This is a genomic window from Alicycliphilus denitrificans K601 (genome assembly GCF_000204645.1).
In the GTDB taxonomy this organism is placed as follows: domain Bacteria; phylum Pseudomonadota; class Gammaproteobacteria; order Burkholderiales; family Burkholderiaceae_C; genus Alicycliphilus; species Alicycliphilus denitrificans.
Genome location: NC_015422.1, coordinates 403,239 through 418,159, shown reverse-complemented (window position 1 = coordinate 418,159; position 14,921 = coordinate 403,239). Strand labels below are relative to the sequence as shown.

The window sequence follows — 14,921 nt, the reverse complement described above, 5'->3', positions numbered from 1 at the left end:
GGAGCGCGGCACATGGCCAAGTTCTTCATCGAGCGCCCCATCTTCGCGTGGGTCGTCGCAATCTTCATCATGGTGGCGGGCGCGGTCTCGATCACCCAGTTGCCCATCGCCCAGTACCCTGCGGTGGCGCCGCCCACGATCCAGGTGTCCGTCGCCTATCCCGGCGCCACGGCGCAGACGCTCGAGGACTCGGTGCTCGCCGTCATCGAGCGAGAGATGAACGGCGCCACGGGCCTGGCCTACATGGAGGCCACGGCCCAGGCCAACGGCACGGGCTCGATCGTGCTGAGCTTCGAGCCCGGCACTAACGACGACCTCGCGCAGGTGGACGTGCAGAACCGCCTCTCGCGCGCCACGCCGCGCCTGCCGGCGGCCGTGACGCAGCAGGGGGTGCGCGTGGAGAAGTCGCGCTCCAACTTCCTGCTGTTCTCCATGCTCACGTCGGAAACCCCGAATGTGAGCATCGACGCACTCAACGACTATGCGGCGCGCAACATCGTGCCCGAACTGCAGCGCCTGCCCGGCGTGGGCTCGGTCACGCAGTTCGGCTCCGAGCGCGCCATGCGCGTGTGGATCGACCCTGCCAAGCTCAAGGGCTTCAACCTCTCGCTCGACCAGGTGAACGCCGCCATCCGCGCGCAGAACGTGCAGGTGTCCGCGGGCAACCTCGGCGACCTGCCGAGTGCCCAGGGACAGACCACGACGGCCACCATCGTGGTGCAGGGCCAGCTCTCCACCACCGAGCAGTTCGGCAACATCGTGCTGCGCGCCAACACCGACGGCTCCACCGTGCGCCTGAGGGACGTGGCGACCTTGGAGCTGGGCGCGCAGAGCTACAGCACCAGCGCGCGCCTGAACGGCTCGCCCGCCGTGGGCATGGGCGTGCAGCTCACGCCCACCGCCAACGCGCTGGCCACGGCCAAGGCCGTGAAGGCCAGGCTGGCCGAGCTGCAGCAGTACTTCCCCCAGGGCGTGAAGTACACCATCCCGTACGACACCTCCACCTTCATCTCGGTCTCGATCGAGAAGGTGGTGCACACGCTGCTCGAAGCCGTGGTGCTGGTGTTCCTGGTGATGTTCCTGTTCCTGCAGAACTTCCGCTACACCATCATCCCCACCATCGTGGTGCCCGTGGCGCTGCTGGGCACCTTCGGCGCACTCTTGGCGATGGGCTTCTCGATCAACGTGCTGACCATGTTCGGCATGGTGCTGGTGATCGGCATCGTGGTGGATGACGCCATCGTGGTGGTCGAGAACGTCGAGCGCATCATGAGCGAGGAAGGCCTGCCGCCACTGCAGGCCACGCGCAAGGCCATGGACCAGATCTCGGGCGCCATCGTCGGCGTGACGGTGGTGCTGGTATCGGTGTTCGTGCCGCTCGCGTTCTTCGCGGGCTCCACGGGCAACATCTACCGCCAGTTCGCCGCCACCATGGCGACGTCGATCGCGTTCTCGGCCTTCCTGGCGCTGTCGCTCACGCCGGCGCTGTGTGGCACGCTGCTCAAACCCGTCGATGCCGGCCACCACATGGAGAAGAAGGGCTTCTTCGGCTGGTTCAACCGCGCGTTCAAGAGCACCACGCACCGCTACGAGTCGGGCCTGGCCAGACTGGTGCGCCGCGGCGGACGCATGGCCGTCATCTACGCCGCGCTGATCGGCGCCGTGGCCATCGTCTACACGCGCCTGCCCACCTCGTTCCTGCCCAACGAAGACCAGGGCTACCTGATCACCAACGTCCAGCTGCCGGCGGGCGCGTCGCTGGAGCGCACGCGCGCGGCGCTGACCCAGGTAGAGAATTTCGCGCTGAAGCAGCCCGAGGTGAACAACATCGTCACGGTGGCGGGCTTCTCGTTCTCGGGCCAGGGGCAGAACGCGGGCCTGGCCTTCGTGACGCTCAAGGACTGGAGCGAGCGCCCCGGCCCCGAGCATTCGGCCGCGGCCATCGCAGGCCGCGCCATGGGCGCGCTCATGGGCTACCGCGACGCGTTCATCTTCGCGCTGAGCCCTCCACCCATCCCCGAGCTGGGCACCGCCACGGGCTTCACCTTCCGCCTGCAGGACCGCGGCTCCAAGGGCCACGCGGCGCTGGTCGCCGCGCGCAACCAGCTGCTCGGCATGGCCGCGCAGAGCAAGGTGCTGGCCGGCGTGCGCCCCGACGGCATGGAGGATGCGCCACAGATGCAGATCGACATCGACCGCGACAAGGCCAGCGCCCTGGGCGTGTCGTTCGACGCCATCGGCAGCGCGCTCTCGACGGCGCTCGGCTCGACCTACGTCAACGACTTCCCGAACCAGGGCCGCCTGCAGCGCGTGGTGGTGCAGGCCGATGCCCGCGCCCGCATGCAGCCCGAGGAAGTGCTCGACATCCCCGTGCTCAACAACAAGGGCCAGGTGGTGCCGCTGTCGACGTTCGCCACCACGCGCTGGCTGACCGGCGCCATGCAGACCGTGCGCTACAACGGCTACCCGTCGATGAAGATCGCCGGCGACGCCGCGCCCGGCTTCAGTACGGGCGACGCGATGGCCGAGATGGAGCGCCTGGCCGCCCAGCTGCCCGAGGGCTTCGGCTTCGAGTGGACGGGCCAGTCGCGCGAGGAAAAGCTCGCGGGCTCGCAGGCCATGGTGCTGTACGCGTTCTCGCTGCTCGCGGTGTTCCTGTGCCTGGCGGCGCTCTACGAGAGCTGGTCGATCCCGTTCTCGGTGCTGCTGGTCGTGCCGCTGGGCGTGCTGGGCGTGCTGCTCGCGACGCTGCTGCGCGGTATGTCCAACGACGTGTACTTCCAGATCGGCCTCGTGACCATCATCGGCCTGTCGGCGAAGAATGCCATCCTGATCATCGAGTTCGCCAAGGACCTGCAGGCCTCGGGCAAGAGCGTGATCCAGGCGGCGCTGGAGGCCGCGCACCTGCGCTTCCGCCCCATCGTGATGACCTCGCTGGCCTTCACGCTCGGCGTGCTGCCGCTGTTCCTTGCCTCGGGCGCCAGTTCGGCGAGCCAGCGCGCCATCGGCACAGGCGTGATCGGGGGCATGATCACGGGCACGCTGCTAGCCGTGATCTTCGTGCCCGTGTTCTTCGTGGTGGTGCGCAGCTTCTTCAAGGGCAGCCAGCGCCAGCGCGAACATGACGCCAAGCACGCCATGCAGCACCACAGCGACAGCGCGGCCTGACCCGGACACCGGAGTACGACAAACATGCACAAGCACACCCTGCCCCGCACGCGCCCGGCGCGTGCCCTCTCGCCCCTGGTGATCGCGGCCCTGCTCGCCGGCTGCAGCTTCATACCGAAGTACGAGCGCCCCGCGGCGCCGGTGCCCGAGGCCTTCGCCCTGGCCGGCAACGACGTGCCGGCCACGGCCAGGGCCGCCGCCGACATCGACTGGAAGGACTACTTCACCGACCCGCGGCTGCAGCGGCTCATCGGCATCGCGCTGGGCAACAACCGCGACCTGCGCGTGGCCATGCTCAACGTCGAGCAGGCGCGCGCGCAGTTCCAGATCCAGCGCGCGGGCCAGTTCCCCACGGTGAATGCCATCGCCAGCGGCACGCGCCAGCCCAGCATCGTCAACGGCCAATACGCCAACCAGTTCCAGGCCGGCCTGGGCATCTCCGCCTGGGAGATCGACTTCTTTGGCCGCATCGGGGCCCTCAAGGAGCAGGCCCTGGCCCAGTTCCTGGCCACCGAGGAGGCGCGCAAGTCGGCGCAGATCAGCCTGGTGGCGGCCGTGGCATCGGGCTGGCTCACGCTGATGGCCGACGAGGAGCTGCTGGACATCTCCCGCCGCACGCTGGAGACGCGCGAGGAGTCCGTCAAGCTCACGCGCCTGCGCCTGGAGCATGGCGTGAGCTCCGAACTGGACAGCCACCAGGCCGAGAGCTTGGCGCAGGCCGCCCGCGCCACCTACGCCCAGCAGCAGCGCCAGCGCCTGCTCGACGAAAACGCCCTCGCCCTGCTGCTGGGCCAACCGCTGCCTGACGACATACGCGCCAGCCTGCCGTCCATGCGCCTGGCCGATGCCGCCCTCATGCAGCCGCTGCCCGCGGGCCTGCCGTCGGACCTGCTGCAGCGCCGTCCGGACATACGCCAGGCAGAGCAGCTGCTGATCGGCGCCAATGCCAACATCGGCGCGGCGCGCGCGGCGTTCTTCCCGCGCATCTCTCTCACCGCGCAGTTCGGCAGCGTGAGCGACGAGCTCTCGGGCCTGTTCAAGAGCGGCTCCTGGGCCTTCTCGCTGGCGCCGCAGCTGGCCCTGCCGATCTTCGATGCCGGGCGCAACCAGGCCGGCCTGGAGTCCGCGCGCGCAGGCCGCGAAATCGCCGTGGCGCAGTACGAGAAGTCCATCCAGACCGCGTTCCGCGAGGTGTCCGACGCATTGGCGGGACAGGCCACGCTGCAGCAGCAGATCGATGCCCAGCGCGCCCAGACCCAGGCCGATGCCAAGCGCCTGGACCTGTCCGACCTGCGCTATCGCAATGGCGTGGCCAGCTACCTGGACCTGCTGGACGCGCAGCGCTCGCTGTACGCGACGGAGCAGGCCCTGGTGCAGACGCGCCTGCAGCAATTGCAGAACCAGGTCACCCTGTACAAGGTGCTGGGCGGCGGCTGGACGGATACCGGCGGAGGACCTGCACGCTCCTGATGGCAATGTTGGCTGGCGCGGCCCTTGCACCCACCCGTTTTCCCCAACGGGTGGGTGCAAGGGCCGCTCCTATAATCGAAAATTCTTTTCCTTTCCACCCGCCAGCACAACAACATTGCAGAGGTTCTCATGAGCGACACCCACGACGAAGCGCATTCCGGGATGATCAAAAGCCCGAAGCAGTTCCTGCTTTCCGCCATCTTTGCCTTCGTGCTGCCAGTGTTCATCATCATTGGCCTGGTGGTCTTCGTGACCTCTGGCAACAAGCCCAATGCAGGCGTGGACAACGCCGAAATGGCCATTGCGCAGCGCCTCCAGAAGGTCGGCAGCGTGCAGGTGCGCGATGCCAACCGCCCGCTGCGCTCGGGTGAAGAGGTATTCAAGGGCCAGTGCGCGGCGTGCCACGCCACCGGCGCCGCCGGCGCGCCCAAGCTGGCCGACGCGGCGGCCTGGGGCCCGCGCATCAAGACTGGCTTCGAGGCCTTGGTGCAGTCGGCGCTCAAGGGCAAGGGCGCCATGGCACCGCAGGGCGGCGGCGACTTCAACGACACCGAGATCGCGCGCGGCGTGGCCTACATGGCGAATGCGGCGGGCGCGAAGTTCGCCGAGCCGGCCGCCCCGGCCGCGGCGGATGCCGCTCCCGCGGCGGCCCCTGCGGCAGCGGAAGCGCCCCCCGCTGCAGCAGCTGCCGCCCCTGCCGCCGCCGCGCCCGCGGGCGGGGCCGGCCAGGCCGCCGGCAAGGCCGTGTACGAATCCACCTGCGTCGCCTGCCACGGCACGGGCGTCGCGGGCGCACCCAAGTTCGGTGACAAGGCGGCCTGGGCTCCGCGCCTGGCGGCCGGCTTCGACGAGGTGCTGAAGATCGCCACGCAAGGCAAGGGCGCCATGCCGCCCAAGGGCGGCTCCACCGCATCGGCCGCCGATTTCAAGGCCGCCGTCGAGTACCTGGTGAACTCGGCCAAGTAAACGGCCCTCTGCCTGTCAAAAAGCCGGTCGATGACCGGCTTTTGCATTTTCATACGGGTTTGCATTCAATCGGATAACTAGGCGGGAAGCCGAAGACAGTGCTGTAGCACGGCGAGGCGAACCAACGACGTTAGGCGATCGAATGCAAAGCCGTATCAGGCCCCGGTGCGCGCCAGAGCGGCAGGGCTGGGCACGAAGCCGCAGGCCGCCGGCAGGTCGGCCGCGCGCACCTCACGGGGCTGCCAGCGCCCCTGCTCGATCTGCTGCGCCACGCAGTCCACGTCCAGGCTGTGCACCAGGCCCAAGCCCATGGGGCTCGTCAGATACACGCGGCCTTCCTCGTCCACCAGGCATTCCTGCACGCCGCCCGCGGGCGCGCCGGTGTGGGCCACGGCCTCTCCCGCGGCGTTCACCCGCCAGACGAGGGGCGCCGCCTCCAGCTCCACGTAGACGCGCTGCGGGCCGTTCTGGAAGAACCAGCAGCCCCGCGCATCGGCCTCGTAGTTGCGGTGGATGAAGTCGATGAGCTTGGCATGCTCCAGCCGGACACCGCGCGCCGCGCGGAAGCCGCCTCGCGCCTGCGTGCCCTCGTCGCGCAGATACCACTGGCCGCGCGCATCCAGGCCCAACCAGGCGTAGCAGTCGGGTACATGGGGCCACTTGGCGATGGCCTGCCTGACGATGTCATCCATGGCGCGATTGTGCGCCTTGCGCGGCGGCAGCGGGCATTCGCACACTTAATGCAGCACATGCGCGGCGGCCGCCGGCGCGGCCCCCTCGCCCACAACACCCGGGCTGGCATGGTGCGTGACCAGGCACCAGCCCCGCGGCGTCTTGTGGTAGACGTTGGTGGCGCACACCACGGCCTCGCGCGGGCCGTCGGGCAGCATGACGCTCACGTGTTCGAGCACGCTGTGCACGGCGCTGGCCAGCGTCTGCACGCACCCCACCCGCTGCGTCCGCACGCCGAGCCCTCCGTGCCTGAGCATGGCAGCGAATGCCGAGCGGATGGCCGCCAGCCCGATCAGGCGCAGGCCTCCGGGGTGGATGCAGACGATGTCGTCCTCGTCGGCCCAGCAGGCCATCACGCGATCGAGGTCGCCGGCACGCAGGGCATCGTAGAAGATGATTTCGAGTTCGTCGGGCGTGCCGGCCAGAACGGCCGCGCGCATGGAGGATTGGGTCATAAGCCAGGCGCCGTGCATGCGATGAAACCGCCATTGTCCGCACCACGGATCGGCTTGTCACGGCACAATGCCGGCATCCGGCGCGCCGCCTGGCTCACTGGCCGCCGCCCATCCCCGCAGTTGCACGGACCTCACACCATGAAACGACTCATCGCCACCATTGCCGCGGCACTGGCCTTGTCGGGCTGCGGCTACAACGACTTCCAGCGCCTGGACGAGCAGTCCAAGGCCGCGTGGAGCGAGGTGCTCAACCAGTACCAGCGCCGCGCCGACCTGGTGCCCAACATCGTCGCCACGGTCAAGGGCGAGGCCGCGTTCGAGCAGGAGACGCTGACCAAGGTGATCGAGGCACGCGCCAAGGCCACGTCCATCCAGGTGACGCCCGAGCTGCTCAACAACCCCGAGGCGTTCAACAAGTTCCAGCAGGCGCAGGGCGAGCTGTCCAGCGCGCTCTCGCGCCTGATGGTGGTGGCCGAGCGCTACCCGCAGCTGCAGGCCAACCAGGCCTTCCGCGACCTGCGGGTGACCCTGGAGGGCACGGAAAACCGCATCACCGTGGCGCGCAACCGCTACATCCAAACCGTGCAGGAATACAACGTGCTCGCGCGCAGCTTCCCCACCAACATCACGGCCATGGTGTTCAGCTATGCGCCCAAGCCCAGCTTCACCGTGCAGAACGAGGCGCAGATCAGCGCCCCGCCCACGGTGGACTTCTCCAGCCCTGCCGCACCGGCATCCAAGTAAAAAATGCCTTTGGCGCTTGTGCTGCAAGCGCTGATAGCTATATTTTTAGTAGCTATCGGGGCTCCTGGCGCCACGGCGCAGCCGCTGCGCACCGTGCCCGCGCTCACGGCACGCGTGATCGACCAGACCGCCACGCTCTCCGAGGGCGAGCGCCAGGCGCTGGAGGCGCAGCTCGCGGCCATCGAGCAGCAGCACGGCTCGCAGGTCGTGGTGCTGATGGTGCCCACCACCGCGCCCGAGGACATCGCCGCCTTCGCCAACCGCGTGGGCAATGCCTGGAAGATCGGCCGGCGCGACGTGGGCGACGGCGTGCTCGTCATCGTTGCCAAGGACGACCGGCGCATGCGCATCGAGGTCGCCAAGGCGCTTGAAGGCGCGATCCCCGACATCGCGGCCGCGCGCATCATCGACGGCGCGATGAAGCCGCGCTTTCGCGAGAACGACTTCGCGGGCGGACTCGATGCCGCCGTGCGGCAGATCGGCGCGCGCATCGCGGGCGAATCGCTGCCGCCGCCGAAAGGCGAAGGGCAGCGCAGACCGGACGGCGCGGGCTGGGAAGACCTTGCCATCTTCCTGTTCTTCGGCGTCCTGGTCGCGGGCCCCGTCGTGCGCGCCCTGTTCGGGCAGCGCCTGGGCGCCCTGGTGATGGGCGGCGGCGTGGGCGTGCTGGCCTTCCTGGCCACGGCCAGCGTGCTGCTGGCCGCGGGTGCCGGCATCGCCGCGCTGTTCTACACTTGGGCCTTCGCGGGGCGCGGCGCGCCCATCGTCTGGAACGGCGGCGGCTGGGGCGGCGGCCACGGCGGAGGATGGAGCGGCGGCGGTGGCGGCGGCGGATTCCGTTCCGGCGGCGGCGGGGATTTCGGCGGCGGCGGCGCCTCCGGCGACTGGTGAGGATTGGAAACGACATGGCGAAGACCCGCACCGGATTCCTGCACCGCCTTGCCCGCCTGCTGCGCCACCGCTGGGCCGACGGCGGCCTGCACCAGGCCCTGCCGCCCGAACTGCTCGAACGCCTGGGCCGGCGCGTGTCGGCAAGCGAGCGCCGCCACACGGGCCAGATCCGCATCTGCGTGGAGGGCGGCCTGCCCCTGTCCTACCTGTGGCGCGGCGCCAGCGTGCGCGAGCGGGCCGTGACGCAGTTCGGCAAGCTGCGCGTGTGGGACACGGAGCACAACAACGGCGTGCTGATCTACCTGCTGCTGGCCGAGCACGCCATCGAGATCGTGGCAGACCGGGGCCTAGCCCACGCCGTTCCCGCCGGCACCTGGCGCGACATGGCCGATCACATGGCGCAGGCCTTCCGCGAGGGCCGCTACGAGGACGGGCTGACCCTGGCCCTGGCCGAAGTCTCGGCCCTGCTGGTGGAGCACTTCCCCGCCGCCCCCGGGCAGCCCGGAGCGCGCAGCAACGAGCTGCCGGACACGCCCATGGTGGGCTGACCGAATCACTGCAGCGCCGCGCGCTTCTCCACCAGGAAGTCCATCAGCGCCCGTATCTTGGCGGGCATCTGCGCGCGCGAGGGCACGTAGAGGAAAAACCCCGGAAACGGCGCGCACCAGGGCTGCAGCACGCGCACCAGCGCGCCGCTGGCCAGGTGCTGGCGCACGCACAGGTCCAGGTGCTTGACCAGCCCCACGCCCTGCAGCGCAGGCGCGCAGTATGCTCTCGTCGTCGTTGAAGACGGCGTTGCCCTGCGGCTCCAGGACGATGGTGCGGCCCTCGGCATCGGGGGAGGTGAAGCTCCAGCGGTCGATGGCGCCGCTGGACGTGAAGCGGTAGGCCAGGCAGTTGTGCCGCATCAGGTCGGCGGGCTCGGCAGGCGTGCCGTGGCGCTCGAAGTAGCCGGGAGCGCCGACCACGGCCATCCGCACCATGGGCGTGATGGGCACGGCCACCATGTACTCGTCGAGGCTCTCGCCCAGGCGTATACCGGCGTCCATGCCGTCGGCCACGATGCTGGAAAAGCCGTCCGCCAGCACCAGCTCCACCCGCAGGCGCGGGTAGCGCGCCAGGAATTCGGCCAGGTGCGGCTCCAGCAGCGCCTGGGCCGCGACGCGCGAGGTGTTGATGCGGATCAGGCCCGAGGGCTCGGCCAGCGCGCGCTCCACTGATGCCAGCGCGCCTTGCAGGGCGTCGAACAGGCGCTGGCCCTCCTCGGTCAGCGACATGTCCCGCGTCGTGCGATGCAGCAGGCGCACGTTCAGCCGCTGCTCCAGCGTCTTGAGGTGCTGCGAGAGGGCCGCGCGCGAGACGCCCATCTCGGCCGCGGCCGTGGTCGTGGCCCACCCGGGCGGCGGCGTGAAGGGGCAGGCCGCAGGCCTCTACGCCGGCAAGCTGGCCGAGAACGGCCTGATCGCCATCGCCTTCGACGCCTCGTACCAGGGCCAGAGCACGGGCCTGCCGCGCCAATTGGAGACCCCCTACATCCGCACCGAGGACATCAGCGCCGTGATCGACCATCTGACCACGCTGCCCTATGTGGATGCGAGCCGCATTGGCGCCATGGGCATCTGCGCGGGCGGCGGCTACGCGGCCAACGCCGCGATCAACGACCGCCGCATCAAGGCCGTGGGCACGGTGAGCGCCGTCAACATCGGCCAGATGTTCCGCAACGGCTGGGAGAACACTGCCAAGGATACGGATGCCGTGGGCTACATCGAATTCGGCTCGCAGGCCCGCACCGCCGATGCCGGCAGGCCCGAGCCGGCCACGCTGCCGCTGGCCCCGATGCGCGAGGAAGACGCGCCCAACCTTAGAGCCATAAAACACTGGAATTTTTACCATGACCACGACCATGAAGGCCGTCACCTACCCCAACCTGGGCTGGGAAACCGCCGCCGACCTCTACCTGCCACCCAGCTTCGACGAAGGCAGGGAGTACCCCGCCATCGTCAGCACCCACCCCATGGGCAGCTGCAAAGAGCAGACCGCGGGCAACGTCTATGCCAAGAGGCTGGCCCAGGAAGGCTTTCGTCGTGCTGGTGCACGACGCGAGCTTCCAGGGCGCCAGCGGCGGCATGCCGCGCTTCATTGAGGATCCGGCGATCCGCGTCTCCGACATCCGCTTCGCCGTGGACTACCTGCAATCGCTGCCCTTCGTGGATGCCGGGCGCATCGGCGCCATCGGCGTGTGCGGCGGCGGCGCCTACACCGTGCGTACGGGTATCACCGATCACCGCATCAAGGCCCTGGCGTCGATCACGGGCGTGAACTACGGCCGCCTGATCCGCGAGGGCTTTGCCGACTTCAAGCCGCTGGAGTTCATCGAGAACATGGTCAAGATGCGCACGGCCGAGGCCCAGGGCGGCGCGCGCCACATGGTCGACCTGCTGCCCGCCTCCATCGAGGCGGCCAGGCAGTCGGGCACCACCGACATCGACGTGCTCGAAGCCACCGAGTACTACAAGACCGCGTGCGGCCGGCAGCCGGGCAGCGCCACCAGTCAGCTCATGTCCTTCAGCAGCGCCGCCATGGGCTGGGACGCGTTCCTGAACGCCGAGACCCTGCTCACCCAGCCGCTGCTGGTGGTGATAGGCAGCAAGCCCGGCGCCTTCGGCGCCTACCGCGACGGCTGGGAAATCTACGGCCGCGCCGCGTCCCGGCGCAAGGAGATCGTCGTAGCCGAAGGCTGGTCGCACTACGACCTGTACGACAAGCCCGAGCCCGTGGCCATCGCCATGGCCAAGGTCGTGCCCTTCTTCAAGGAGACCCTGTGATGCGCAACGTACTCATTCTCGGCGCCAGCGGCCAGATCGCGCAATGGGTGGTCAAGGACCTGGCGCGGCGCCAGGACGCGGCCCAGACCCTGCTCGTGCGCCCCCCCCCGGAAGCTGGGCGATACGCCGGCCAACGCCAGGGGCGTGACCGGCAACGTACTCGACAAAAGGTTTTTGCAGCAGGCCATGGCGGGGCAGGACATCGTCTATGCCAACCTCATCGGCGAAGACCTGGACGTGCAAGCCAGGAGCGTGATCGCGGCCATGCAGGCCACGGGCGTCGGGCGCCTGGTCTTCGTCCTCTCGCTGGGCATCTACGACGAGGTACCGGGCCAGTTCGGCGAATGGAACAGGGCCCTCATCGGCGGAGACCTCAAGCCCTACCGCCGCACGGCCGATGCGATCGAGGCCTCGGGCCTGCGATACACCATCCTGCGCCCGGCCTGGCTGACCGACGAGGACGAGGTGGACTACGAGACCACCGCCAGGGGCAAGCCCTTCAAGGGCACCGTGGTCTCGCGCAAAAGCGTGGCCGACCTGGTGGCCAAGGTCGTCGCCGCGCCCGAACTGCACGTGGGCTCCAGCCTGGGCGTGAACAAGCGTAAGCGCACGGCAAACCCATGTTGACCGCCGCTGGCGGCCATGGCTGATGATCAGATATCGATGGGTTGCCAGCGATGCGGCAGCAGTTCTTCAATCCGGCTGGCCTTGTGCGTGGGCAGCCGGGTCAGCACATCCTTGAGATAGGCATATGGGTCGTGCCCGTTCATGCGCGCTGACTGGATCAGGCTCATCACGGCGGCCGCCCGCTGGCCCGCGCGCAAGCTGCCGGCGAACAACCAGTTCGAGCGCCCCAGGGCCACAGGCCTGATCTGGTTTTCGATCCAATTGTTGTCCGGCGGCAGCTGCGGGTCATCGACGAAGCGCGTGAGCGCTGCCCAGCGCTTGAGGCTGTAGTCCAGCGCCTTGGCCGTCGCCGAGTTGCCCGCCACCTGCTGGCGTTGCAGCACCATCCACTGGTGCAACGCGTCCAGAATGGGCCGACTGTGCTGCTGGCGCACCTGCAACCGCTCTGGTGCCGCCAGGGGCTGAACTTGCCGTTCGATCTCATAGACCCGGGCGAACTGCATCAGGGCCAATTCGGCGATCTGGCTCTTGCCCGCTGCGTGCAGGTCGAAGAACTTGCGCCGGGCGTGTGCCAGGCAACCGGCTTCGGTCACGCCCTGGCTAAAGCTGGCCTTGTAGCCGGCATAGTCGTCACAGATCAGGCTGCCGCGCCAGTCCCCCAGAAAGGCGCGGGCGTGTTCTCCGGCGCGGGACTCGCAGAAGTCATAGACCACGGCCCGCGTGGCTTCAAACGCTCCCGGGGCATAGGCCCACAGGTAGGCCCGGTGCGTTTTACCGCTGCCCGGCTTGAGCATGGCCACCGGGGTCTCATCACCGTGCAACACCCGGTGGCCGAGCACCTCGGCCTTCAGGGCATCGACCAGCGGTTGCAGCCGCGCACCGCAGGTGCCTACCCACTGCGCCAGGGTGGATCTTGGAATCGCCAGGCCGGCGCGACCAAAGATGTTCTCCTGCCGGTACAAGGGCTGGTGATCCTGGTACTTGGCCACCAGCACTTGGGCCAGCAGGCCGGCAGTCGGGATGCCTTTATCGATCACATGGGCCTCGACCGGCGCCTGGGTGATAGTTTCGCACTGGGTGCACGCCCACTTGCCACGGATGTAGCGCTCCACGGTAAACACGCCGGGCACGTAGTCCAGCTTCTCGGCCACGTCTTCGCCGATGCGCTGCATCCGGCAGCCACAGGCGCAGGTGGTCGACTCAGGCTCGTGGCGGATTTCGCGGCGCGGCAGGTGGGCCGGCAGCGGCTGGCGTTTGGGCTGTTGCTTGGCTTCGGGCGCAGCCGCAGGCGGCTGGAGTTGCTCAATCTCGACAGCGACCGCCGCCAGGTCGGCATCGATCTCGTCTTCCAGCAGGCTCTTCTGATCGGCGCTGTGCCGCTCGGATTGGGCGGCGAACTTCAGCCGCTTGAGCAGCGCGCACTCATAGGTGAGCTTCTCGTTGAGCGCGCGCTGGTGACGCAGTTCGGCCAGCAGGCGCTGGGTCACTTCGCGCAGTTGCTCTGCGTCCAGTTCGCTCAGGGCTTGCTCGTCGATCACCATGGCTGGCAGTGTGCCCGCTCACCCTGGGTCCAGCCATTGACGCATCTCCCGATTGCCACGGCCACGCCCTTGCGCCGACGATTCAGACCACGCTGATGGCACCTTGCGAGCCCACACGCTGCCAGGGCAGGCCCAGCACCAGGGCGTTGAGCTGGGCGTGTTCCAACGCCACGTTCGGACTGCCCGCAGGTGCCCAGACAAACTTGCCCTGGTGCAGCCGGCGCGCGGCCAGCCACAGCCCCACACCGTCATGTACCAGGACCTTCAGGCGATTGGCTCTCTGGTTGGCGAAGACGTAGGCATGGTGCGGGTGGGCCGCGCCGAAGGTGGCGATCACCCGCGCCAGGGCCGTGTCCGTGCCCGCGCGCATGTCCAGCGGGGTGGTGGCCAGCCAGGCCTCATCGATACGGATCACCGCAACAACTCCCGCAGCATCTGGGCGCACTCGGCGGCGCCAGACAAGGGCCAGTGCACGGTCACGGACATGCCGGGGCGCTGGCATTCGATGCGGATGCCGTCCGCTGGCGTTGGCAAGGACGCGGATGGCAGCTCACCAGCAGACGCCGGCGGTACTGCGCTCAGGTCGATGGGGATAAAGGCCGGGGGTGGGGAAGCAACGACTGCAGTGCTGACGCCAGCTTCAAGACGGTGAAATCCCTGCGCCCATTCCTTGAGCCAGCGGTGTAGCACGTTGGCGTTCATGCCATGTTGCAGGGCCACCGCCGCGACCGATGCGCCTGGCTGTCGGCAGGCAGCCACCAGCTCGGCCTTGAATTGCGGGGTGTAGGTGCGGTGCGTGCGCCGCTGCGCATAGCGCGGGGTCTGAGGGTCTTTGAGCATCGTGTCCACGCCAATGTTGCGTGCACACGATCTTGCTCAGCCTTACCACCTCATTCAAGATGGGTTCGCCAGCCGCATACGAACAAGCCGGGCAGCGACGGGGACAAGCCCTACCTCATGTAAGAACGTGCGCCCATGCCGCCGGGCGCAGCAATAAAAAAAGGACGTGTCGCACACGTCCTTTTTGCTTCCATCGGGCCTTCCGTCAGTGCTTCTGGCGGTACTTGCGCAGCGCCGCGATCTGCGCGGCCATGATGGCCAGTTCGGACTGGGCGCGCGCGATGTCGATCTCGCTCTTGGCGTTCTTCAGCGCTTCCTCGGCCGCGGCCCTGGCTTCCTGGGCCTTCTGGTCGTCCAGGTCCTTGCCGCGGATGGCGGTGTCGGACAGCACCGTGACGCAGTCCGGCTGCACTTCCAGGATGCCGCCGGCGACGAAGACGAATTCTTCGCTGCCATCGGCCATCTCGATGCGCACCGAGCCGGGCTTGATGCGCGTGATCAGGGGCGTGTGCTTGGGCAGGATGCCCAGCTCGCCCGCTTCGCCCGGCAGCGCGACGAAGCGCGCCTCACCGGCGAAGATGGACTCTTCGGCGCTGACCACATCGACGTGGATGGTGTTCATCTTTGCTCCTTAGAAAAAGCGGGGAGGGAGTGCCGGTAGG

The 14,921-nt window shown here is 68.5% G+C and carries 15 protein-coding genes and 2 pseudogenes; 10 read left to right on the top strand and 7 right to left on the bottom strand.

The window, feature by feature from the left end; all coding sequences use genetic code 11:
• Window positions 1-12: 12 nt before the first annotated feature.
• The 3 genes from ALIDE2_RS01975 to ALIDE2_RS01965 all read left to right on the top strand — a co-directional run bounded on the left by ALIDE2_RS01975 (window position 13) and on the right by ALIDE2_RS01965 (window position 5,604).
• Window positions 13-3,168 (top strand): efflux RND transporter permease subunit, encoded by a 3,156-nt coding sequence (locus ALIDE2_RS01975; RefSeq protein WP_013517356.1) that lies wholly within the window; start codon window positions 13-15, stop codon window positions 3,166-3,168.
• A gap of 24 nt (window positions 3,169-3,192) precedes the next feature.
• The gene (locus ALIDE2_RS01970) at window positions 3,193-4,638 is read left to right on the top strand and encodes an efflux transporter outer membrane subunit (protein ID WP_013721255.1); all 1,446 of its coding nucleotides are present in this window, start codon (window positions 3,193-3,195) and stop codon (window positions 4,636-4,638) included.
• Window positions 4,639-4,767: 129 nt separating this feature from the next.
• Window positions 4,768-5,604, top strand: a complete 837-nt coding sequence (locus ALIDE2_RS01965) for a c-type cytochrome (protein ID WP_013517354.1) — start codon at window positions 4,768-4,770, stop codon at window positions 5,602-5,604.
• 155 nt (window positions 5,605-5,759) lie between these two features.
• Here the strand turns inward: ALIDE2_RS01965 and ALIDE2_RS01960 are convergent, their stop codons facing one another.
• Both ALIDE2_RS01960 and ALIDE2_RS01955 read right to left on the bottom strand, forming a co-directional pair.
• Window positions 5,760-6,296 (bottom strand): DUF2946 family protein, encoded by a 537-nt coding sequence (locus tag ALIDE2_RS01960; RefSeq protein ID WP_013517353.1) that lies wholly within the window; start codon window positions 6,294-6,296, stop codon window positions 5,760-5,762.
• Between the two features lie 45 nt (window positions 6,297-6,341).
• A complete protein-coding gene (locus ALIDE2_RS01955; RefSeq protein ID WP_238530086.1) occupies window positions 6,342-6,791 on the bottom strand; it encodes a YybH family protein in 450 nt (149 codons plus the stop codon).
• A 138-nt stretch (window positions 6,792-6,929) separates the two neighbouring features.
• On the opposite strand from ALIDE2_RS01955, the gene ALIDE2_RS01950 reads away from it, so the two are divergent.
• The 3 genes from ALIDE2_RS01950 to ALIDE2_RS01940 are packed head-to-tail and all read left to right on the top strand — an operon-like array spanning window position 6,930 to window position 8,974.
• Window positions 6,930-7,535: a LemA family protein gene (locus ALIDE2_RS01950; RefSeq protein WP_013517351.1), complete on the top strand. Its 606-nt coding sequence runs from the start codon at window positions 6,930-6,932 to the stop codon at window positions 7,533-7,535.
• A 3-nt stretch (window positions 7,536-7,538) separates the two neighbouring features.
• Window positions 7,539-8,426, top strand: coding sequence for a TPM domain-containing protein (locus ALIDE2_RS01945; protein WP_013721254.1), 888 nt, complete (start codon window positions 7,539-7,541; stop codon window positions 8,424-8,426).
• Between the two features lie 14 nt (window positions 8,427-8,440).
• Window positions 8,441-8,974, top strand: a complete 534-nt coding sequence (locus ALIDE2_RS01940) for a TPM domain-containing protein (protein WP_013721253.1) — start codon at window positions 8,441-8,443, stop codon at window positions 8,972-8,974.
• Between the two features lie 201 nt (window positions 8,975-9,175).
• Here the strand turns inward: ALIDE2_RS01940 and ALIDE2_RS25615 are convergent.
• A pseudogene (locus ALIDE2_RS25615) lies at window positions 9,176-9,793 on the bottom strand (LysR family transcriptional regulator); the annotation flags it as partial.
• Here ALIDE2_RS25615 and ALIDE2_RS25390 point away from each other — a divergent pair.
• The 4 genes and pseudogenes from ALIDE2_RS25390 to ALIDE2_RS01925 all read left to right on the top strand — a co-directional run.
• A pseudogene (locus ALIDE2_RS25390) lies at window positions 9,702-10,046 on the top strand (alpha/beta hydrolase); the annotation flags it as partial. The pseudogenes ALIDE2_RS25615 and ALIDE2_RS25390 overlap by 92 nt on opposite strands.
• Window positions 10,047-10,317: 271 nt before the next feature.
• A complete protein-coding gene (locus ALIDE2_RS25385; RefSeq protein ID WP_238530175.1) occupies window positions 10,318-10,569 on the top strand; it encodes an alpha/beta hydrolase family protein in 252 nt (83 codons plus the stop codon).
• Window positions 10,511-11,251 (top strand): alpha/beta hydrolase, encoded by a 741-nt coding sequence (locus tag ALIDE2_RS01930; RefSeq protein WP_238530173.1) that lies wholly within the window; start codon window positions 10,511-10,513, stop codon window positions 11,249-11,251. Before ALIDE2_RS25385 ends, ALIDE2_RS01930 begins: the two co-directional genes overlap by 59 nt.
• A gap of 144 nt (window positions 11,252-11,395) precedes the next feature.
• On the top strand, window positions 11,396-11,878 hold the full coding sequence (locus tag ALIDE2_RS01925; RefSeq protein ID WP_238530085.1) for an NAD(P)H-binding protein: 483 nt from the start codon (window positions 11,396-11,398) through the stop codon (window positions 11,876-11,878).
• Between the two features lie 26 nt (window positions 11,879-11,904).
• Here ALIDE2_RS01925 and tnpC read toward each other — a convergent pair whose 3' ends face one another.
• The 4 genes from tnpC to ALIDE2_RS01905 all read right to left on the bottom strand — a co-directional run bounded on the left by tnpC (window position 11,905) and on the right by ALIDE2_RS01905 (window position 14,881).
• The gene (gene tnpC, locus ALIDE2_RS01920) at window positions 11,905-13,419 is read right to left on the bottom strand and encodes an IS66 family transposase (RefSeq protein WP_013516299.1); all 1,515 of its coding nucleotides are present in this window, start codon (window positions 13,417-13,419) and stop codon (window positions 11,905-11,907) included.
• Between the two features lie 82 nt (window positions 13,420-13,501).
• Window positions 13,502-13,834, bottom strand: a complete 333-nt coding sequence (gene tnpB / locus ALIDE2_RS01915; protein ID WP_013516300.1) for an IS66 family insertion sequence element accessory protein TnpB — start codon at window positions 13,832-13,834, stop codon at window positions 13,502-13,504.
• Window positions 13,831-14,259 (bottom strand): IS66-like element accessory protein TnpA, encoded by a 429-nt coding sequence (tnpA, locus tag ALIDE2_RS01910; RefSeq protein WP_013516301.1) that lies wholly within the window; start codon window positions 14,257-14,259, stop codon window positions 13,831-13,833. The genes tnpB and tnpA overlap by 4 nt, the downstream gene beginning before the upstream one ends.
• Before the next feature lie 205 nt (window positions 14,260-14,464).
• Window positions 14,465-14,881, bottom strand: a complete 417-nt coding sequence (locus ALIDE2_RS01905) for a F0F1 ATP synthase subunit epsilon (protein WP_013517347.1) — start codon at window positions 14,879-14,881, stop codon at window positions 14,465-14,467.
• Window positions 14,882-14,921 lie beyond the last annotated feature (40 nt).